At 39.8% G+C, this 22,400-nt stretch carries 16 protein-coding genes; 2 read left to right on the top strand and 14 right to left on the bottom strand.

The genetic code is table 11. The features are described 5' to 3' along the window. Positions 1–2: 2 nt before the first annotated feature. The 8 genes from T356_RS0100750 to T356_RS0100715 all read right to left on the bottom strand — a co-directional run bounded on the left by T356_RS0100750 (position 3) and on the right by T356_RS0100715 (position 12,619). Positions 3–920 carry a carbohydrate ABC transporter permease gene (locus tag T356_RS0100750; RefSeq protein WP_242846532.1) on the bottom strand — a complete coding sequence of 306 codons (918 nt, stop codon included), beginning with the start codon at positions 918–920 and terminating at the stop codon, positions 3–5. Then, on the bottom strand, positions 910–3,126 hold the full coding sequence (locus T356_RS0100745) for a hypothetical protein (protein WP_026512829.1): 2,217 nt from the start codon (positions 3,124–3,126) through the stop codon (positions 910–912). Before T356_RS0100745 ends, T356_RS0100750 begins: the two co-directional genes overlap by 11 nt. Then, positions 3,098–4,003, bottom strand: a complete 906-nt coding sequence (locus tag T356_RS0100740) for an ABC transporter ATP-binding protein (RefSeq protein ID WP_026512828.1) — start codon at positions 4,001–4,003, stop codon at positions 3,098–3,100. The genes T356_RS0100745 and T356_RS0100740 overlap by 29 nt, the downstream gene beginning before the upstream one ends. Continuing rightward, positions 4,000–4,386 carry a GntR family transcriptional regulator gene (locus tag T356_RS0100735; RefSeq protein ID WP_026512827.1) on the bottom strand — a complete coding sequence of 129 codons (387 nt, stop codon included), beginning with the start codon at positions 4,384–4,386 and terminating at the stop codon, positions 4,000–4,002. The genes T356_RS0100740 and T356_RS0100735 overlap by 4 nt, the downstream gene beginning before the upstream one ends. A 247-nt stretch (positions 4,387–4,633) precedes the next feature. Continuing rightward, positions 4,634–5,695 (bottom strand): glycosyl hydrolase family 18 protein, encoded by a 1,062-nt coding sequence (locus tag T356_RS17930; protein WP_051563053.1) that lies wholly within the window; start codon positions 5,693–5,695, stop codon positions 4,634–4,636. A gap of 40 nt (positions 5,696–5,735) precedes the next feature. Then, positions 5,736–7,595, bottom strand: a complete 1,860-nt coding sequence (locus tag T356_RS0100725) for a polysaccharide deacetylase family protein (RefSeq protein WP_026512826.1) — start codon at positions 7,593–7,595, stop codon at positions 5,736–5,738. A 9-nt stretch (positions 7,596–7,604) separates the two neighbouring features. Continuing rightward, positions 7,605–9,494 carry a glycosyltransferase family 2 protein gene (locus T356_RS0100720; protein WP_026512825.1) on the bottom strand — a complete coding sequence of 630 codons (1,890 nt, stop codon included), beginning with the start codon at positions 9,492–9,494 and terminating at the stop codon, positions 7,605–7,607. Positions 9,495–9,508: 14 nt separating this feature from the next. Next, positions 9,509–12,619: a polysaccharide deacetylase family protein gene (locus tag T356_RS0100715; protein WP_026512824.1), complete on the bottom strand. Its 3,111-nt coding sequence runs from the start codon at positions 12,617–12,619 to the stop codon at positions 9,509–9,511. Positions 12,620–12,826: 207 nt separating this feature from the next. Between T356_RS0100715 and T356_RS0100710 the strand changes: the two genes are divergently transcribed. Then, a complete protein-coding gene (locus T356_RS0100710) occupies positions 12,827–13,567 on the top strand; it encodes a LytR/AlgR family response regulator transcription factor (RefSeq protein ID WP_026512823.1) in 741 nt (246 codons plus the stop codon). Next, positions 13,567–14,910: a sensor histidine kinase gene (locus T356_RS0100705; protein ID WP_026512822.1), complete on the top strand. Its 1,344-nt coding sequence runs from the start codon at positions 13,567–13,569 to the stop codon at positions 14,908–14,910. The genes T356_RS0100710 and T356_RS0100705 overlap by 1 nt, the downstream gene beginning before the upstream one ends. A gap of 18 nt (positions 14,911–14,928) precedes the next feature. Here T356_RS0100705 and T356_RS0100700 read toward each other — a convergent pair whose 3' ends face one another. From T356_RS0100700 to polA, 6 genes are read right to left on the bottom strand one after another with little or no spacing between them, the layout of a single operon-like run. Then, a complete protein-coding gene (locus tag T356_RS0100700; protein ID WP_026512821.1) occupies positions 14,929–16,293 on the bottom strand; it encodes a PFL family protein in 1,365 nt (454 codons plus the stop codon). 12 nt (positions 16,294–16,305) lie between these two features. Next, positions 16,306–16,578, bottom strand: coding sequence for an ACT domain-containing protein (locus T356_RS0100695; protein ID WP_026512820.1), 273 nt, complete (start codon positions 16,576–16,578; stop codon positions 16,306–16,308). A 15-nt stretch (positions 16,579–16,593) separates the two neighbouring features. Beyond that, positions 16,594–17,391 (bottom strand): MBL fold metallo-hydrolase, encoded by a 798-nt coding sequence (locus tag T356_RS0100690; protein WP_026512819.1) that lies wholly within the window; start codon positions 17,389–17,391, stop codon positions 16,594–16,596. A gap of 12 nt (positions 17,392–17,403) precedes the next feature. Further along, on the bottom strand, positions 17,404–19,572 hold the full coding sequence (locus T356_RS0100685; protein ID WP_035780069.1) for a cell division protein FtsA: 2,169 nt from the start codon (positions 19,570–19,572) through the stop codon (positions 17,404–17,406). Then, on the bottom strand, positions 19,569–20,198 hold the full coding sequence (gene coaE / locus T356_RS0100680; protein WP_051563052.1) for a dephospho-CoA kinase: 630 nt from the start codon (positions 20,196–20,198) through the stop codon (positions 19,569–19,571). The genes T356_RS0100685 and coaE overlap by 4 nt, the downstream gene beginning before the upstream one ends. Next, a complete protein-coding gene (gene polA, locus T356_RS0100675; protein ID WP_026512816.1) occupies positions 20,185–22,383 on the bottom strand; it encodes a DNA polymerase I in 2,199 nt (732 codons plus the stop codon). Before polA ends, coaE begins: the two co-directional genes overlap by 14 nt. Positions 22,384–22,400: the final 17 nt, after the last annotated feature.

Below are 22,400 nucleotides of genomic sequence, written 5' to 3'. Positions count from 1 at the left end.
TATTATCCTTCTACGTCTTTACCGTATGAGTCCTCAAGTCTTACAAGAAAATAGATCAGCACGGAAACAATTATGAACATTATTATCGCCGCAGCGGAAAGCATCTGATAATCCAGCGCAGCAAATTTATTATTCATATAATGCTGAAGCATATATAACGTATCATAAGGATAATCTCCGGTAAGAAGATAAACTTCCCGGAAAACCTTAAAGGAATTGATCAGGGACATGATCGTAACAAACATGATCGTAGGCGACATGAACCTGAGCTTCACGTGCCAAAAAATCTGAAATTTACCTGCACTTTCTATTCTTGCAACTTCTATAAGTTCCTTTGGTATTCCCGCAAGTGCGGACATGAATAAGATCATGTTGTAACCAAGATTTTTCCATAAAAAAAGCGATATGATAACAATGTATGCCTTATCAGATTTGAGCCAATCCGTCTTGGAATCACTAAACATCATAAGAACATTGTTAACAAGACCGTTTTGATGAAACATCACCTGCCATATAAGTACTATGGAAGCAGTCGGCACCATAAGCGGACTTAGAAAGGCCGATCTGAAAAAGCTTTTGAACGGAATCCTCGATTCCATAACAACAGCCAACACCAGTGACAATATAACTGCAAGAGGTACCGCAGTAAAAGAAAACTTTAATGTATTCCCTCCCGCTAACCTGAAAGCATCATTATTCCATACATTTACAAAATTACTGAATCCCACAAACTCTTTCTGGATAGGATTGTTCATAAATGAATAGCCTATAACAACCATGAAAGGCATAACAAAAAATACCATTACTCCGACGAGTGAAGGTAAAAGAAAGAGCCAGGAAACCAGCCCTCTCTTTCCTATCGTCTTAACTCTTTGCTTTGGCTGCTTAATTCTTTTTGGGATAAAAGAGTTAATTTTCACTTGCTAAATCCTCTATAACAAACTCCGGTACCGAATTCAACTTAAAACTAAAATGACGCTCAAAAACATCCTGTGTATTTTCGTTAACGCTTACAGAATACTGCTTTTCAAGCTTATCAAAAGGATAGCCCCACTCAACATAGTAGTCATATGTACAATTATCAAGAATTTCTTTTATCTGTCCCTTATCTGTATAAGTATGAGTACTGGAACCGTAATCATTCCTTCCGTAATACCACAAATAAAAAGCATCTCTTTTTCCCTGTTCTGACAGATCATTGAAGTTTACAGATTTTATCGGCTGCACAAAGGCATTATAAACCTTAATCTCATCTATATTTTCCAAGAAGCTTTTCTGATCAACATATAATCCATGCTTTTTCAAGAATTCGATTGAACGCGTAAAGTCCTCATATACATATAAAGAAACATAAGCATATGACGGATAATCGATTTTTATCAAGACTTCTCCGACCGCACTGTGCTCTCTGATAAAAGAATATTTATAATGTTCCAGGACATCCTGCCTGTAAGCATCAATAAATTCTTTTATCGGTATATTGTAATCAGCAACCCCGTTTCCGTTGTAATAAACAAATTCAAAGGAAATACTGAGATCAGAATTTAACATCTCTTCACTAAATAAATTATCATCAAAGCACGGAATATGCCCCTTTATATATTCCTCGCTACCGGTAAGTTTATCCATAAGCGCAGGATCTATGTCATAAGGTATTATGATATTTCTGTATATCTTTCTACCGTCTTTCATATTGTACGTAACTATACTGTTCCATCCGTCCGCATGCTTGTTGTATGTATTCCTTCTGGCACACTCCATTCCTTTCCGTGCAACCTTGACTACAGAATCAACATCAGAAAGTTTCATATGCAATTCAGAATAACCATCAATAGTATCAGAAAACCTTCTGCTTTCATCATAATAATACCCAAAACCTTCGTCTACATTTATAATCGAGGCGCTTTCAATAGATGAGGGGGTCGGTACATAGCTGTCATAGCCTAGTAAATCACCCCTATAAATAAAAAAAATCAAAAGCAATATTGCCATTGCCATAAGCGTTTGACGTCTACCCTTGGAAAAACTCTTTATATCAAGATCAAGACAAATTTCTACAAATCCACCGGTGATCAAACAGATTATAAGCATTGCAAAACCAAAGATAACATACAAATACTGACTTTGAATTGAATGACATACAGTATTTAAAGCAACTACTCCGGCAAGTGAAGTAACAATACAAATAATTATCTTGACTGCCCATCTAACAGGCTTATATATGATAGTTTTTCCAACATGCTCCGCTCTTCTGCGCTTATATACGACCATCACCAGTACAGTCGCTATAATAGCAGCAAGAATCATATCAATGTCATATAAAAAGAGCTCACGATATGAATCCAGAATAAAAGGCACATCCATAACATATTCTTTAGAATAAAATCTATACCGGAACCAATATTCAGCAACAGAATTTGCATCAAATAAAGGGCACAAAAATCTGCGTACAGTATCATAACCTGTTGAAGTTTTATAAAAAATCCTATCAAATTGATGGAATTCTTCTCCTAAAACTGCAGGAAAACATAACAAAAAAGCTGTAAATATAAGTGCTATAAGCTTAGTTCCACTCAACATAATAGCTAAAGTTGCTATGGTAAAACATGCATAGAAGAACACAAGCATTCTAGCCGTCTGGATAAGAACAGCAATAACAACGGCAGTATTTACTGCCCCTGTTGTAGCCGAAATCAGAAAAGCTATAGCCACAACAATAAGGTAAATACCGGTAAAATTAGATAGTGCAACCATATAAGCACTCTGCACTCTTCTTGCACTTGTAGTAGGCAGACTCAAATAAAAATCAAGCTTACTTGTACTAAACAGATAAGAAAACTTAGCAAAAGCATATAAAATGCCGAGTGCCCCAATAAGAAGATAAAGGTCTGAGCTAAGACCAATTGTTCTCATTACTACCATCTGCTTCTCAAACAACATCTGTTCAGCCGACTGACTGTGCATATTTCCATAATTTGTTGTTCTGATAAACCAAAGCACGGTAGGAACAATAAAAGCAATGAAAACTACAGGTAAAACAAGAACAAAAGTCCACAAATTTCTATTACTCATGATTTTTTTATTTGCTTTAACCTTATCAACCCAAGATAAATTTGCGGATGTCATATCCAACCACCTCCGTCTCACTTATGAAGATCTCTTCCAATGTAAGAGCTAATATTTCAAAGAAAATCATTTCTCCGCGCTTGAACGCTTTTTCAATATCTGTCCTTTCACCCCTGACAGTTATTGTATGAAGCCTTCCGCGCACATCATGGATAAGCACATCGAGACCTTCAAGTGCCTTCTTTTCATCCTCTTCAGACTTAAATACGCACTGAATTTTTTGCATATTAAATTTCATGTCAGACAGATCCTGTGATAAAACAACACCACCATCATGGAGCAATCCAACATGATCACAAATATCTTCGAGTTCTCTTAAATTGTGAGATGCAATTACGGGAGTCAAGCCTCTGTCCGATATTTCAGCTGCAAAAAGGCTCTTAACCCCCTGTCTGACTACAGGATCAAGTCCGTCAAAAGTTTCATCACAAAGAAGGTACTTGGTTCCCGCACATAATCCCAACAGAATTGAAACCTGCTTTTTCATACCCTTAGAGAATGTATTTATCTTCCTACTCGTATCAAGTCCAAATCCTGTGGTCATCTTATCAAATTTATCTTTATCAAAGTCCTTATAAATTGAAGAATAGAACACAGCCATATCTTCCGGAGTACTATTCGGGAAAAAATATTGATCATCCGAAATATAAAAAACATCCTTCTTAACATCAGGATTATCATAAACAGGTCTGTTATCAACACATACAATACCGGAATCCGGTTTGATAATACCTGCTATTGTTCTTAATGTAGTGCTCTTTCCTGCCCCATTTGTCCCCACGAGACCAAAAACTTCACCGTCAGTAATCTTCAGTGAAACATGATTGACAGCCTTGATTTCATCAAATGCCTTGTTAACTTCAATTAACTCAATCACGACTTTCCTCCCTCCTTAGCTATTTCATCTAGCCTGACCTTTATTTCTGACAACACTTCATCAAAAGTGATACCGATAGAATTTGCTTCAACAAACAGTTCGACAATCTCATCGATTACCTCCTGTTTCTTAGTATCTTTCAGAGAATCGTCACCTTTGACAAAGTTCCCCCTGCCCTTCACAGTATAAATAAATCCCTGCCGCTCAAGTTCAGAATAAGCACGCTGAACCGTATTGGGATTTGTCGAAAGTTCCATTGCAAGGCTCCTGACAGACGGCATTTGCTCATCAGCCTGCAATATTCCTTTAAAAATCTGGACTTTGAAACTTTCAACTATCTGCTCATAAATAGGTCTGCTGTCCTGGTAGTCTATAATTTTCATAGTTCTCCCATCCATCATCAATTATGAAATTATTAAGTAACATTATATATAAAACCCTTTCGGATATGCTTGTATATCATAGGTCTTCATCCCCCCCATGATACAAGAATAAGTGTACTATTCAACTTAGTACACTAAAATAATATCATTTCATTTTTAATATTGCAACTACTTTTTTTGTACAAAAAAAGTCATAAAAGCGCCATTGTTTAAGTATATTATAATGCCGCTTTTATGACTATTTTTGTTATAAATTTCCGCCAAGTCGCCAGATTGAAATTTTTTCACAACCAGAATTTTTTGCAGTCTCAATCCAGACTTTTAATGTCTCTTGATCGGCATACCATACCTGATGTTCAGTATTCACCTCATCTGTATAACTAAAGTACATTGCTGAACTTCCGGGATCACGTTCCGGTGTACCGCCATATTCATCGCATAGTGCCACGGCAGCATTGTAATTAAGCTGTTTAACCGATCCGTCATCAGCAAAATCAAATCCTCCCGTAGCAAATGCCAAATTAACTTTTCCGTTTAAAACGGACATTTTCTCATACAGACCTTTTATAAATTCCACATCCGCTTTAGGTCCCGGTTCCGTACCGTATCCCTTAAGGTTGTAACACATCATTACATATTCCGGATATTCAGGCCATTCAAAACTGTCTATCGGCGCCGAAGGCTCAAATATAACTCTGAGACTGATATTTTCTTTTGAAGCCTTTTCCGAGAGCACTTTTATAAACTCATTAAAACGCCCCCACAGCTCCTTATCTTTCTTTATCGCCTCATAGTCTATCTCGATGCCGCCAAGACCTGTTTTTCCGGCAAGTTTTATAACATTGTCCGCATGCTTTTCCGCAAGGTTACTGTTTCCCAATATCTCATATAAAAGCTCAGTATCTTTTAGGGATGAACCCTGATCAAGCAGTTTATCATTAACTATTGTAAGAAACGTCGTCTTTCCTTTTAAATACCCGGACTTTTTAAATTCCCCTATCTTGTCCGTAATATTGTCCGGAACAAAGAGCTTACTGTTTTTGTCAAAATATGCCGCAAAAAAGCATATCGTGTCGACATCATCTCCTATCGCAGCAAGTTCATCGTCCGCAGTTTCATTGTCCCAATAGGGGTACCAGACCGTAACTTCTCCGGATTCTCCGCCATATGAATCTTCCACGAAAGCACTTTCTGCCTCGCTTTCCGCATTCGCATCACTACTTTTATCCGCAGTGTCCCCACAGCCGCAGAACATTCCAAAGCATAACACTATTGCAGAAAGCAATACATAAGTCTTTTTTAAATTCATAGTCTCCCCTATCATACGATCACTAAGCGTTAGCGTGATCTTAAATATTTGTAATAAACCAGTTTATTACAGAATTAAATGTCTGTTCAACTTTCCTTTGAACATTCTGCATACCTGTAAGTACATTTGTGTAAAGTACACTGTTATCGTCAAGGTTCGTTATGGTCAGCTTCTCAAATACTCCGTCATAAACGTCATCCGCAACATTTCTCTGACTGTAACCATACTCTGTCCAAGCACTCTTAAGATAAATAGCTCCGGCGTGAATGTTTTTAAGCTCGTAGTTCTCAAAAACAACCTTATCATCAAGCTTGACTGTGATCACGTTCTCTTTAAGCGTTATATCAAGCTTTCTGTTTCCTGCATCGCTAATCTGGAATACAGGTCTGTACTCTTCAGCCCCTTCTTCCAATGTCTTAATTTTTGCTTTCTTAACTTCATTTGAAAGATTTGTATACTCTACCGCTTCTTTATGACTTACGGCATATCTTGCAAATGCTGCGTATTCACCGGCAAGGGAATCTCTCATGTCTTCTTCGACCGAAACTTTCTCTTTCTGATCAAAATCATAAAGATCGATGTCCTCAACAACCTCTTTACCGTTTATGAGATAAAGATGGTTATTCATTACTCTCACTTCCACGCCGCCTTCCAGTTTGCTGTTAGCCTTCAAAACGACTGACTGGCAACCGAGTACATTTCCCTTAAGCGTTGTTGAGATTTTGATATCCTTAAGTTTCTCACTGTCCTTTAACTTTAAGATACCCATTTCCTGAGGAAGCGATGTAAGCGCTATAACCTCATCATTCTTCCTATACTCGGCAGCTCCCATAACAAGCTCCCAAGCGTCCTTAGAGTTACCGTCCCCTTCGATAAACTCTATATTATTCTTATCTTCTTCCGGAAGATCATCCCTTATCCTCATGATAAGATGGTTTGTATACCAGCTTGGCTGAGGTGTAAGGCGTGTAAGGTCATAAATGCTACTCTTTTTGTTGTTGAGAGCATATCCTTCCCTGTTGAAGTTCATTGTAAATGTATTCGTGATCGCTCTCTCATTTATTGCACTTACTTTATCATTATCACCGAATTTGCCTGTATTTGAGTGAAGAAGAACATATGCCCCGGGCACTTTTCCAAGTCCCCGTATATATTCCTGTTTCATAAGGCCATACTCGCCGGATACCCTCTTTTGCATTTCATTGTAGGATTCCTTCGGAACGCCATTCTCATCTCTTACATAATCCATAAGATAATGATTGTAATCTCTGCCAAAATATTTGTTCATTGCAGAGTATTCTTCACTCGACAGTTCTCCGATGTATCTTTTGTATCTGTCGAAGACGTTTATATATCCAAGTCTATATCCATTACTTCCGAGTTCCCAGTATGTGCTCTCTTCAAGCCTTTTGAGTTCGTCCGGCATGAGGAAGAATGCATCCTTACTCCTGAACTTCTCGGCATAAGTAAACATTGTTGCCTTGAAGTTGTATTTCTCCATTATCTTCTGTGAAAAGATGGCTGTATCATTTCTTCCATCCTCATACATTAGGAAAAGTGCTTTATCAGGAAGCGCTATACCGCGATTGTAATAGTTGTCGATATCGTTCTGAGTAATCGTAACATATCCGCTCTCCTCAAGAGCTTTCAAATGTTCATCAAGCCTGTCCACTCCGATTCTCGAATCGCTTCCTTCCCTCGCTACACCGGAATATGAAATAGCCAGGAATCCATGATCCATACGTGAAACCACGTTTGTATCCAATGGATTATACGGTCTGTACGTTGTAGAAGTAAGCAGTGATTTCAATATGAAAGCCAAAAGTGAAAGCAATAGTACAAGCTCTAATATTGAACGTATCAACTTCTTTATATCTTTTGATGATTCAATCTTATACATATTCCCACCTTATTCCACGTTTTTATTATTTGACGACTTCTTATTATCCTTCTTTTCCTTGCGAAGGCGCTTCTTTTCGGCTTCTTCTATATCACTTGGAGTCATTCTGGTTCCCCATGTGGATTTCCAGAATGTAAACCACGCAATAGGCATCTGCCACAAAAGAATAAGCTCATAATAAATGCAGAATAAAAGGCCATATGCCCATGTTGAGCTCTTTCTGAGAAGCATCTGCGACATACTCATCAGGAATGACATAAGGAACAATCCTAACAAAAATGCTGTAGGGAAAATATGTTGTGTCAAAGGTACATATACAAGGTTGTATAAAACAACTATCGGAGCAGCTACGGGAACCACAAGTCCCATATAAAATCCAAGTGCCGCAAAAGGTTCTTTCTTCCACATGAACGAAGCTGCTATAAGTGATTCTCTAAGCCACGATCTCTTCCATCTCATCTGCTGTTTAAGGAAAACAGAATGCTTATTCGGAACAATCGTCGAACATACAGCAGTATCCTGGTAAGTCGCTCTGTAATGTCTGAGAATAAAATTCGTCATTGCTCTGTCATCACCGAACGTAGCTCTGTGTCCCAAGAATCTCTGATTCATCCATGCTTCCTTGTTGGCAAGGATGATTTCCTTCCTGTAACAGGAAAGAGGTCCGGAAAGACATGTAACCGCATCAAAGAGTCCCTCTGCCGCCTTCATTACTCTAAATGCAATGTAATATCTTACACTCTGCATCTTTGTAAGCGCATTTGTATATGTGTTGGCTACATCCGTTCTTCCGGCTACGCCGCCCATCTTAGGATCCTTGAAAGGCTGAACCAGATGTCGTATTGCAAAAGGATCAAGGAAACTGTCCGAATCAACAAAGACAACCAGTTCATGCTTGGCAAGCTCCGAGCCTCTTACGAGAGCATCTCTCTTTCCGGCATTCTTATCCTGTACGCAGTAGGAAATCCTGCCCTCAAGATCAAATTTATCACTTGCTTCTTTCTTCAGCTTATCGATTGTCTCTTTTATCTTTTCGACAGATCCATCCGTTGAACAGTCATCTATTATGATGACTTCAAGCTTATCTATCGGATATTCCTGATTAACGCAGCTCTCAATCGTTCTTCCGATCCATTCTTCCTCATTAAAGCAGGGAATCAGGATCGAAACGCCCGGCGTAAAATCGGGATCTACTTTCTTTGGTCTGTATAATGCTCCAAATACATATCTGCTCAAAAGAAAAACTGCAGTGACCATACTATACAGATACAGGAGCTTATTAAACTTAAAATATATGATGCTCTCCGCCCTCATAAGGATGATACAGCTGATCGTAAATGCGATGAGGATCACCGATGATACGAACATGAATCTGTCCTTATTTGCTGCGGCATAATTGTGAAGTTCCTTGCCAAAGTTAATTCCGATCATGAACTTGCCGTCGGAAGTAATGAAAGTGCGGACAACATTAACTTTCTGCTTAACCCGCATCTCGTTTCCTTCAGGCATGCTTCCGGGAACAACTCTGAAATCAACCTTGAGCACCGTCTTAGTGCTGAGAGCACTGAATTCCTCTCTGCCAACCTCGACAAGCATACCGGTATTTGATATATCAACTACCCGGCCTACTCCGCTGACTTTAGGACCTTCTTTTGTATAACTTCTCATATGTACGGGGAAACCGGTAACATATCTTATTCCTGACTTACTCTCTTTAAGAAAAGCCTCATAATCGTTATTCTTATTGTCGCTACTGTTTCCTCTTCGTTCTGCATTTGTTCTCTGTTTTGTAGAATCCGGTACATGTGAAAGCACCCTTCTGTCCTTCTTTTCAACTATCATCACGTCTTCTTTGTTTACAGAACCTTTTTTCTTTTTTATCTTATCCAGAAATTCCATTTTTTACCTCTCAATCACTTTAGGTAATCATCCAGTCTGGCAAATCTGTATCCCTGAGCACGCCATTCCGGAATCATGATATCGAGTGCCTCGGCAGTAAACTGTGCATTGGGTGACATATGCAATACAAGGCAGGAACCGTTTCCTACTGTTGCTGTGCCATTCCATGTCTTCTTGCCGTTTCGGAGTATATTTACGAGTTCATCAACAGAATTGCAGTTATAATCGCCTGAACTAAAGTCTCCGCTGACAATATATGTAAATCCAACATCCAAAATGTTTTCCATACCGATTCGGCTCATTGCAAGTGTCGGTGGTCTGTAAATTGTTGAAAGCGACTTCTTTCCGTTGACCATTACATCACCACAATATTTATTCAAAGTCGTATAGCTGTTAACTACATCAGCTCTGAGTCTGCGTCCGGCTTCTTCACTGATTGATTCGTAAGTATAAGTACCGTCTCCGTTCTCATTGGCAATCCATGCAGCCATATGTGAGTTGGAATGTGATCCTATCATATGACCTTCTACCGCGATCGCTCTGAGAAGATTCGGATTGTCTGCAACATTGTTCGTTCTTACAAAGAAGTTTCCTTTTACTTTGTATTTATCAAGGACATACAAGAGCTCGTTTATATCCTGCTCATATCCCCAATCATCAAAGGTAAGGAATATAACCTTATCTTTAGTGATCTTACCTGTTGTGTCATAAGCTCTGAGCTCATCCGCGGAGAATCCCGGAATAAATGACACATCGGGATTACCGATATAATGTCCCGCCATATATGCATTCTTTGTCGCATTATCAGGAAGTGCTCCCACTATGCTGTTACCGTCCGCAACAATCTTCTGTGAGTTCTTTATAGGTACATATACATATTTAGAAGAAGCAAGTTCTCCGAAAGTTTTAACTGTATATGATGTTGAAGACTGCACCTTTCCATGTACATCTCTATATGTAAGTGCATATATCTTCGTCTCGATAAACTTCTTCAAAAGTTCTGCGAGAAGTGTTGTTCCGTCACCGTTTGCAGCATCCTGATCTGCAGTGTAATAATTCATATTGAAGTAGATGATGCTTCCTCTGTGTGCCTCAACCTTCTTGGCAAGCGTCGAATAAAAGCTAAGATCTACAGCGCCGCGGTCCTTGGACTGAACCATTGAATATTCGTATCCCGCAAGCGAACATCCGCATGAAGATACAGCTTCCTTGGTATCTTTGGAAGGAACCCCGTAAGGCTGCATTACAACAGATATCTTGGAATCATACTTCCACTCCGCATACTGCTGGGCTCCGAGAATGTATCCCGCAACCTCTTCATAACTCTGATCGATCTGTGAATTACTTACATAAGCAATACCCAGCTCATTTCCGCCGCTAAGTATCTTGGTTATTGACTCGCCGCACTTACTGAGCTCATCGGGAGTTACAAAGAATGTTGCCTTGTAACCGTTATTCTTAAGTATTGTAAGTACATCGTTAAGAACCGCTTTGTTAGAGATTCCGTAGAATGTCATCGTAACAGCTCTCTCTGATGTATAAATATTCTTTTTCTCCTGAGCAAGTCTTGCATCGTTCTCTTCTCTCAGGTATCTAAGTGTATCCTTATCGGTAACAGGCTCACAAGTCGATGAACGAACAAGTGCCGTTATATCAACAACTTCCTGCTTCTTGCCGGCAGTCGATGAAATATAGGCATTGAGCCTCTCCATATCAAATTCTCTTGTAAGATCAAAACAACTGATGCATCCCTTTTCAGGAAGTACTTCATTGTTCAGAGAAACAATATCAAGTCCGGCAACTTTCGCTGCAATTCTGAGATTCTCCGTTATCTCACTCGCATCCTCAGGCATGTAATACTTTGCCTTAAGTCCGTAGTTCTTCTGAATACTTCTTACTGATGTCTTGAGATCAACGTAGATATCATAAAACTCTTTATTACTGATATTTCCACCTGTTGTACCTCTTGTGGCAAGCGAAAATCCTGAACTTACAATTTTCTCTACAACCGTAGGGTATTTCTCTATTTCTTCGGAGCTCACAAAGAAAGTGGCTTTTGCATTCGCTTTTACAAGAGCCTTAATTATATTCTCTATATTACCGGCATTTTCGGATATTCCATAGAAGCAAAGACCGGTAACATCTTTCATTGTGGCTACTTCTTCATATACTTCCGCAGCATAACCGCCGGTCTCTTCATATAACTGTCTTACATATTCTTCATCATTGAGTGCTTTAAGACTGTCAAGTTTAACATTCTCAACGCTCTGTGATTTCATGGCATCAAGAAGCCAGCTGACCATGGTGACAACATCTCTGTCATCTTCCACTTCAGCGTTTCCGGGTGTGATTGTTGCCTGCATATCAATAGCGGGATCCTTATACTCCACCTTAGGATCAACCTCAAGAGATTCAACATACTCATCAAGCTTGATAACAAGGATCTTCCCTCCCGACTGTCTTGCTACATATTCTGCGGTATTCTGGGCATCTCTGAAACTCTTTTCATTGAGATAACTTCCGGAACTCGGAGATACGAGCTTGGTGTAACCTGCAGCAGATGCGGCCATACAGATCGTATCATTGTAATATGTAGTATTCAGCATCATCTTATCGGGAGCAACATCCATTAATGTGGAAAAAACTTTTCTGGAATCAGAAAAATTGCTGACCATATCCTCATCAGAAAGAACGTCTACTGAGGAATCTCCATTAAGACCATTGTCGATAATATCATGTCCTTTTTGGGTAATAAGATCTATCAAAGCATCATCTTCGGCGGCAGTTGCAGCAGTCATCGCAAATGTAGCTTTCATATTCTTCTCATCGAGAAGTGCGAGTACCTTTTCTACTGTAACCGCATCTTTTGCGCCCTGAAAAATCAGACAAAAATTTTTCTCAAACTGTGACTTGTCATCACGAATGATCTTGGCAGGTTCACAGCCTTTATTGAATTTCTCCAACGCAATTTCATGCTCATCGGTTGCATCATAAGAAAGTCTCTGAAATTTAGTAAGGTCTATATCAGAAACTGATTCGGATTTTTCTCCGCAACCTGCAAGGCTTGCAGTGCTTATGATAACAACGAGAGCGAATACAAACAGATTTTTTAATCTTCTAAACATAAGTGCCCCTCTTTATAATTAAGAAATTTTCGCTCAAATTTAATCAAACCGTTTGCCGTTGACGAATAGAATTTTATTATCAACGCGATTTCGAAGCAATATTTATGTCATAAAATGTTTTTTTTTGGCATAAGATGCATTATAATATTATAATCTAATATGAAATATTTTTCAAAACGCTAATTTTATGACGGGGAATTATAGTAAATGAATATCGCAATTGTAGATGATCTTAAGTCCGACTCCGACCTGCTTAAGAGCATACTCCTGAGTTACGCCTATGAGAACTCACTGGATCTTTCTATCGAAACATTCTTGGGAGGAGAAGAATTCCTATCCGAATACGAAAGTTATAATTATACATTAATCTTCATGGATATTTTTATGAATGGCATCACCGGGATCGAAACTGCCAAAAAAATCCGCGAGACAGATACGGACACCGCGATCGTTTTTTTGACAAGCAGCTGTGAATTTATGCCTGACGCATTTAGTATCCATGCCTATGATTACATTCCAAAACCTGCTGAAACAAGCAGACTCTACAAAGTCATGGATGACTTCTTAAAGAAAAAGACAATGGCTGTCGATGCCCCCTACCTTTTCTTTACATATGAAAAAGATAACGTATCAGTACCCTACTCTGATATTGCGCTTATCAGGTCCATCGGCCACTACATGGAAATAGTACTTAAGAACCAGAGAACCTATAAAGTCAGAATGACTTTTGCGAGCATTTCGGACATCTTATCAGAAGATATAAGATTTCTTCCTGTAATGAGAGGCATCCTGGTAAATATGGACTATATCACATCCGTAAAGAACGGAAGCTGCTTTATTGCGGGTGATATACAGACTCCCATCACGCTCAAAAAAGAGAAACAGCTTGAGCAGATATGGAAGAATTATATCTTTAATAAAATTAGGAATGAAAGTGAAGTTATCTGATGAACACCTTTAATTTTTTTAATATGTTTTTTTCCAATCTTATTCTTATCCCGACAGCGATCATGTGCTATCTGCCGTTTAAGAATCACCTGAAGTATCGTTTCAATCCGCTTCTTCTATGTATATCGGGAATTATCATTCTATTGTCCGCAGTATCATCGGTAATGACGCTCGCTTTAGATATAGACGGATCATTCTCTCTTCTTATATTGGTCATCATAATGTATTTTATCTTTAGCAAAACTCTCCTTGCAGACTTTTCCAAATCTCTTGCGATCTACCTTTGGATGTGTGCACTTATGTCAATTATGCTCAACGGAGTCTACGGATATGATGCAATTGTAAATCCATCATCAAACTCAGGCGCATATAATGTTGAAAGTACATTTATTCGTCTGACACTCAGCTTTTTTATAACCGCTGTCTTCTGGTCTCCACTCTACGACCACGGCAGCAATCTTGTTGATATGCTGACAATTCCCAAAATCTGGATCATCACGATGCCTGTATCCGTCATATTTATAGCAATGAACATGCTTATTATGCCGACCAAGTACAGTTCATTATATGTAGATGATATATTTGCAACATTCTGGGGACTTCTTATAGGTATGTTCTTTCTAATCATTATCCTCACCGTAATCTTCTATAACATAGTATTTGAGATATTAAATGCGGTTAAATATGAAGAGAAGTATCATATTCTTCAAATGAAAGAAGCTCAGTACTTAAGCCAGCAGAACTATATAGAAACAACAGCCAGGGTAAGACATGATTTCAAGCATACAATATGCCTTCTTGATTCACTCGCAAACAGCGGTGACATCAAATCCATCAGGGATTACCTCAGCAATTACATAAGCAATATGCCCGAAAACGAGATCAGATTTTACTGCAAGAACAATTCGCTCAATGCGCTCTTAAATCACTACATGAGACAGTGCAAGACCGAAAAGATTCAATTTAACTGCAAAGTTTCAATTCCGGATAAAGATATCTCGATATCTACCATCGACCTTTGCAATATAATAGGTAATCTTCTGGAAAATGCAGTTCTCGCATGCAGGGAGCTTTCGGAAGAAGAAAGAAAAATAGACATAAAGATCCTTGAAAGAAATATGAGTAACCTTTATATAGTTGCAACAAACAGTTTTAACGGATTTGTAAAGCAAAAAAATAACACCTATATCACTACCAGACGTTCAGGTAGTGGTATAGGGTTAAAATCAATCACATCCGCAGCGGAGACCTATGGCGGTTCTGCTGAATTCAGGAACAGCGATAACGAATTTTACTCAAATATCACTATTCCTTTTAATGTAAGTACACCAATCGCAAAATAGATGTATTAAATACTAAGATCAGTTCTTAAAGCTGTGTACGGGGGCGGGAATTCTTCCGCCTCTGTTTACAAAGGCATCACATGAGAAATTATTTACAGGCATTATCGGAGCATATCCGAGAAGTCCGCCGAATTCTACAGTCTCTCCTACTCCCTTTCCGATAACAGGAATAAGTCTTACGGCAGTAGTTTTCTGATTTATCATTCCGATTGCCATTTCATCCGCAATAACACCGGCAATAGTTGTATCCTTTGTATCTCCGGGAATAGCGATCATATCAAGTCCGACAGAGCAAACGCAAGTCATCGCTTCAAGCTTTTCAAGAGTAAGTGCTCCTGCTTCTACGGCATTGATCATACCCTGATCTTCACTTACAGGGATGAATGCACCGGAAAGTCCTCCGACATATGAAGAAGCCATAACGCCGCCCTTCTTAACCTGATCGTTGAGAAGTGCAAGTGCTGCAGTAGTTCCGGGAGCGCCTGCATGCTCAACACCTATCTCATGAAGAATATCGGCAACACTGTCTCCGATAGCAGGTGTAGGAGCAAGTGAAAGATCTATTATTCCAAAAGGAACTCTAAGTCTCTTTGATGCTTCTTTTGCAACAAGCTGTCCGACTCTTGTAACCTTAAATGCAGTCTTCTTGATAGTCTCGCAAAGAATCTCAAAGTTCTCTCCTCTTACCTTCTCAAGAGCTGTCTTTACAACACCGGGACCGCTTACGCCGACATTGATGATTCTGTCTGCCTCGGTAACACCGTGGAATGCTCCTGCCATGAACGGATTGTCATCGGGAGCGTTACAGAATACAACGAGCTTAGCACATCCCAAAGAATCATTCTCCTTGGTTGCTTCTGCAGTATCTTTTATAATAGTTCCCATAAGACGAACGGCATCCATATTAATACCTGTCTTTGTAGAACCAACATTTATTGATGAACATACAAGATCTGTCTGTGAAAGAGCAAGGGGGATTGACTCAATAAGAAGCCTGTCTGCCTGTGTCATTCCCTTACTTACAAGTGCAGAATATCCACCGATAAAGTTAACGCCAATCTTCTTTGCAACTTCATCCAGTGTCTTTGCAATCTCAGCAAAATCTTCTTTTGTCTTACAAGCCGCGCCGCCGACAAGTGCGATAGGTGTAACCGAAACTCTTTTGTTTACGATAGGAATACCAAACTCTCTTGAGATCTGATCACCTGTCTTAACAAGGTCTTTTGCCGACTCGTAAATCTTGTTATATATCTTTTTCTTGAGAGCATCGAGATCTGAATCGATACAATCAAGAAGACTGATACCCATAGTAATTGTTCTGACATCGAGATTTTCCTTCTCGATCATTTCATTGGTCTCGATGACTTCTTTAGTGTTTATCATTAGGTTGTCTCCTTAAATTCTGTGCATGGAATCAAAAATTTCTTCTCTCTGGCATTTGATAACTACGCCAATATCCTTGCCAAGCTTCTCAAGGTCATCGGCGACATTGTTGAAATCCTTTGATATCCCTTCCATAGAAGCTATCATCATCATGTTGAAATATCCGCTTACTATTGTCTGGGAAATATCGAGGATATTGATCCCTGAATCTGCAAGATAAGTACATACCTTAGCAATGATTCCTACTGTGTCCTTACCAACAACTGTAATAATAATCTTGTTCATAGTTCCTCCACTTATTTAAAATTCGATAACAGGCGAAAGCTCTGCTCTGTTTGCAACCATTATAGGGAAATCGCCGCTTGAATACGGATTGTCTCCCATATCTACAGCAACGCGAACTGTTTCATATGCAAGCTCCGGGAAATTGTTATCCTTGGACAAATGCCCGAGAAAAACGCCCTTCATTTTATCATTCAAGATCTTGCAAAGAAGTTCGCCGCTCTTTTCATTGGAAAGATGTCCCTTGTCACCCAAAATTCTGTTTTTGAGCATATAGGGATAAGGCCCCGCCTGAAGCATCTTCACATCGTGATTGGCTTCTATAAGGAGCGCATCACACCCTGAAAGACATTCTACGGTATAATCCGTGTAACATCCAAGGTCGGTCGCAACTCCTATCTTCTTGTCCCCGCAATAAATCCTGTATCCGCAGGGTTCAAGAGCATCATGTGAAATTGTCATGGGATTTACTATCATATCTCCGACACACAGACTCTTATCCGCTTGAACCGGACAGAATACGGAACCTGTCATCTCATTCTTTTTATCACTTTTTCTAATGCCCTGTATAGTGCCATCCGTGGCATAAACAGGTATATTGTGTTTCTTAAGTATTGTATGAAGTGCCCCTATATGGTCCACATGTTCATGTGTCACAAATATGGCATCAAGGTCATCAAAATCAAGCTCAAGCTTATTAAGCCCTTCTTGTATCCTTTTTTTGCTCGTTCCTGCATCTATCAAAATGTGAGTGTTGTCAGATCCGACATAGGTACAGTTACCACTGCTTCCACTGGCAATACTGGTAAAACGCATCAGTTAATCCCCTTACTTCCAATATACTTCTATCTTGTCACCTTCATGGATAGACTGTAAGTAATCGGGAGTCTTTCCGTTTAAGGTCGTAACGATTGCCCTGCCGTTAGGCCTGGTCAGATCGAAATCAATCGAGTCAAAGATATCTACAAAAACATATTCCGGCTTGCCGTGAAGCGTGATCGCATCATTATTAACCATGATATGAAGATCCCTTGCAAGTACATTCTTGACGGAATTCTCGCTTCTCTGATATTCGCCGTCATCATCGGGAAGATCTTCAAAGCCAAGCTCGTCGCTTCTGCCTTCAAATTTCTTCACATCATTGTCATCGCTTTCGTAAGCCTCTTCATTTTCCTGACTTACAGCAACTTCATCCGCATCGGGGAAGTCTCTGTAATATTCCATGATTGCTTCTTCTCTGTCCTTGAATTCAACTTTGAAATTCTCATAAACAGGCGTTGAAGAATCACCACGCTCATTATTAACGATTATATACGTATCCTCAGTAATTTCAATATCCATTAGTGCAGCAACCTGCGCAACGGTATTATACTCAAGGATTTCTATGTCATCACCGTTCTGTATATTGTAAAGGGCAGTCTGGGGCTCTCCGTTTACGGTTGCAAATTTCGATGCCTCAACATTTACTCCGTTTACATTTATAATAAACTTGGTCTTAAACTCAGGAATATTCTCAATAATCGCATGTCCCGGCTCACCGGCTGTTGAAGGTTTAACTTCAATGATATCATTCGCATGAATCTTGGAATGAATGTCCGCACTCTTACCGTTAAGTGTAATAACTGCTGCCTCACCGGGCTCACCTCTTGCAACTCTCTCTTTTCCGTTGACAAGATATCTAAGTTCCTGTCCTCTCTTAGGGAAAAGATCTTCATTCTGAAATGCAGCCTGCATAGCCGCATCAATTATTTGAAGCTTGCCATTGTCGTATATTCTGGTCTGCTCTCCATTGAATGAAACAAAGATAATATTGTTTGCTTCTTCATAAAAGCTGATACAGATACCAAGCGGAGTGACAAGAAGAGAATCTCTTTCGATTCCGTCATTATTAAGGAAAGTAATATTCTTCATTACTTCCTCACCTCTAAGAGCAACACGCTCTTCAGGAATATCCATTTCTCTTGCTATAGCTCTTGTATATCCGGGCACGCAGCCGCCACCGCCTACAACAAACACAGCGCTGACAGGCTTATCGCCGTTTAATCTCTTTATCTCTTCTGCTGCCTTTTTCGCCATCATATCGACCTGAGGTCTGATAATCTTGGCAATTTCCTTTGATGTTATGGTCTTGCGAAGATCCATAATATCAATGAAGTCAACTCTTTCATTGTGACTTGCCGCAATCTTGATCTCATCAGCCTGATTGAAGTCAACAAGGCAGTGCTGGGCAATAATCTCGGTAATATCGTCACCTGCTATAGGAAGCATTCCGTATGCAGTGATTGATCCGTCGTTCGTAACACAAATATCGGATGTACCCGCTCCAACGTCTACAAGTGCAAGATTGAGCATTCTGAATCTATCCGGAATCGCAACCATCATAGCCGCAATAGGCTCCAAAGTTAAATTGGCAACATTCAGATCCGCTCTTTCACACGCCTTGTAAAGTCCGTCTACACAGTCATCCGGAAGGAATGTAGCGATAAGTTCAACGCTTACCTTACCCGCATTATGTCCCTCAAGATTTGCAATCTGATAACCGTCGAGGTAATAATGCATTACAGAATATCCTACAAGATAAAACTTAAGGTCCGAAGTATTTTTCTGAAGGAACTCCGAATAAGCCTGCTGAACCGCAGCAGAATCAAGGTTATATATATCTTCATCCGTAATGTCATGTGATTCCGGATACTCATACTCATATGTAGTTCTGACGGTTCTGAGAACACGTCCGGCAGCTGCAATACAGACATCTGTAAGATGTATATCTGTCTGCTGTTCCAGTTTTTCTTTGACAATTCTGATCGTAGCGCCGACTTTTCCGATATCATGTATCTGTCCGTCAAGCATTGCTCTTGTCTGATGTTTTTCAACCGTCTGCGCAATAACATTAAACTGTCCGTTATTCATATATCCGACAGTTCCAACCACGCTTCTTGTTCCGATATCAAGACCAAATACTACTTTCTGATCTGCCTGTTCCAAACTTGTATTCATACTCTCCACTCTCCAAGTTTTTTATTGATCTGTTCACCTGCCGAATCTAAATCCTTGCTGTTATCTATTACAAAATCCGAGTTAAGTCTATATGTCTCATCATTAAGCTGCTGTCCAAGTATTCCGTCAATCTTCTCGTCCGAATAGCCTCTGCTGTCTTTGAGCCTCTTTCTTCTGGTAGCCTCATCGGCATAGACATACCAAAGCTCATCTACAATATCTTTATAACCGTTCTCGATCAAAAGAGCCGCTTCTACAAAAACAAAATCCAATCTGTTTTTGAGCTTCTCTTCGTCTATAATATTAATAATAAATGTATTTACTGCAGGATGCAAAATTTTATTCACTTTCTCAAGTTTTTTTGCATCATTAAATATAGCCGCAGCCATTTTTCCTCTGTCAATCTCACCGTCATCTCCAAGAATAGCTTTTCCAAGAATCCTGACAAGCTCATCATATGCAGGATACCCCTTCATCTTGATTTCATTGGCGACATCATCAGAAAAAACAACCTTACAGTTATAGTTGTCTCCTATGTATTTAAGCACAGTGCTCTTGCCTGCCCCCACACCGCCTGTGACTCCTATAATATTTGTTTTTCCCTTTTGTATCTTACTTTGCTTCATACCAGTCATTCCCGATGTGACAGTCAACTTCCATTGGAACCGAAAGCTCTGCCGCACTCTCCATCTCTTTTGTAAGTATTAAAGTCACTGTATCTTTCTCATCAGGTGCCGTCTCAATGACAAGTTCATCGTGAATCTGAAGGATGAGCCTTGACTTAAGATTCTCTCTCTTTAACCTGAAAAAGACATTGATCATGGCAATCTTCATGATATCCGCAGCCGTTCCCTGAATCGGCGCATTCATCGCAACTCGCTCTCCAAACTGCCTGAGATTAAAGTTTGATGCCTTAAGCTCCGGAATAGGTCTCTTTCTGCCAAAGAGCGTAACGCTCACTCCGTCTTCTTTTGCATCTGCGATCACTTTATCCTGATATGCCTTAACTCCGGGATAAGTCTCGAAGTATTTATCCATATATTCTTTTGCTTCGCTTCTAGATATCGATAAATCCTGGGATAGGCCAAAAGAGCTGATACCGTATACAATTCCGAAATTAACTGCCTTGGCATTTCTTCTCTGAAGCGGTGTTACATCTTCAAAAGGAACATGGAACACCTTGGATGCTGTAATCCTGTGAATATCCTCGCCCTCGTGGTATGCCTCGATAAGTCCCTTATCCTCCGACATATGAGCAAGTATCCTAAGCTCGATCTGGGAATAATCCGCATCGGCAAAGACATATCCTTCTTTCGGGACAAAAACCTTACGGATAAGCCTTCCCTCTTCGGTTCTCATCGGAATATTCTGAAGATTGGGCTCCGTTGAACTGATTCTTCCTGTAGCCGTGATCGTCTGATTAAAGCTTGTATGGATTCTCTCATCACTGTCGATATAAGCCGTAAGTCCGTCAGCATATGTTGACTTTAATTTAGCAAGGCCTCTGTATTCCAGAATATCCGCAACAATCTTATTATCAGGAGCAAGCTTTTCAAGAACGTCAGCCGCAGTCGAGTATCCCGACTTTGTCTTCTTCTCCGCGGGAAGTCCCAGCTTTTCAAAAAGAACTTCTCCAAGCTGCTTCGGACTGTTTATATTAAACTCACATCCCGCAGCCTCATATATAGCTTTCTCAAGCTCCGAGATCCTGACCGCAAGCTTATCGGAATAAGCTTTCAGCTCATCTCTTTTCGCTATTATTCCCTCTTTTTCCATTGCAAAGAGAATGTATGAAAGAGGCATCTCGATATTGTAAAAGAGATTTTCCATGCCTGATTTTATAAGTTTCTCTCTAATAAGCGGGCTTGCAGCCTTGCAGATATAAGCTGCCTTACATGCGTAGTCCGTTATCTTGGCAGGTTCTGCTTCTTTTATGCTGCTCTTTCCGAACACATCACTTCTTTTATCAAAAGGAATCTTAAGATATTCCTTGGAAATATCTTCGATGCTGTAATCATTCTTAATAGGATTATACAAATAGGCTCCGATCAGCGCATCAAAGCACCTTGGCTCAACCTGATATCCCGTATCTTCTGCGCTGTAACCGGAAGTTCTTCTGCTTATCTCGTCCGGCTCAAAAATATCATATCCGTCCTTAATATCAAAAGTTACAAGTGAGCAGTCCTTACTCAGCTCAGCGAGCTTATTTCCTATATATGATTCCGTGATGAAATTCTCGACAGGAATGTATACAGCGCTCTTTTCGTCAAAGCAAAGCGCGATACCTACAGTTTCTTTTTTCTTGGAAGCAGAATCCTTGGTTCCCTCTCGCATGAAGAAATATCCGATATAGTTATCTTTACGCTTAGCGCCGTATTCATGCGCTTTCTTAAAAATTTCTTCAACCTCATTAAGATCTGAAGTTGATGAAGTATTAAGTTCAAACTGTGGAGTCTTGGCAACTTTGCCGGTCGGTGAAAGTTTTTCCAGTTCACTTTCAATATAAGATATCAGTTCAGATGAAGCCTTCGCGCCCTTTGCGGCATCCAAAATGCCGTCTGCGCCTGAAGAAGCCAGAATTTCCTTGAATCTGTGAGCCTGATAAATGACCGCAGGCGTACATTCAGCTTCAATATTCTCTTCAAAAGAAAAAGTAAAAAGAGCTTCTTCACTTCCCGAAAGCATGCTCTTTAACTTATATAATGCACCATAAATGCCACTTACCCGGTTTCCGTCCTCGTCGACAAAATCGGGCATAGCATAGAATGCGTCCTTTATTAAATTTGTTCCGTCAATAACATGAATACTCAATGACTTTTTTCCCCAAC

It is taken from the genome of Butyrivibrio sp. LB2008, assembly GCF_000621565.1.
Lineage (GTDB): Bacteria > Bacillota > Clostridia > Lachnospirales > Lachnospiraceae > Butyrivibrio.
Note: the sequence above shows the minus strand (reverse complement) of the source record. Positions and strands in the feature narration are given on the sequence as shown.